Origin of the sequence: Pseudomonas sp. 51_B (assembly GCF_017491595.1) — a bacterium.
GTDB classification, from domain to species: domain Bacteria; phylum Pseudomonadota; class Gammaproteobacteria; order Pseudomonadales; family Pseudomonadaceae; genus Aquipseudomonas; species Aquipseudomonas promysalinigenes.
In genome coordinates this window covers 1-233 of record NZ_JAFGYW010000642.1, presented here as the reverse complement: position 1 = coordinate 233, position 233 = coordinate 1, and the positions used below count along the sequence as shown (strand labels likewise).

Sequence of the window (233 nt, the reverse complement as noted above, 5' to 3'; positions counted from 1 at the left end):
GATGGGCATCCCGCAAATGATCCAGAGCCGCGCTCAGTTCGGCACCCTCGGCGCGTTACTGGTGGTGGTGATCGCCGGGGTGATGTACATCGGCTTCTTCGCCTCCAACATCGTGCTGGCGGGCAAGACCATCCACGGCATCGCCCCCAGTGTGCCAATGCCGGGTGCGATCGTGATCGGGGCGTTGAGCGCCACCGCCATCGGGGTGATCGGCTACCGCTTCATCCATATCC

General features: G+C 63.9%; 1 protein-coding gene. It reads left to right on the top strand.

Annotated features, from left to right (window positions below):
• The coding region (locus J5M56_RS26535) for a cytosine permease (protein ID WP_207938257.1) at window positions 1-233 on the top strand (233 nt) is incomplete at both ends.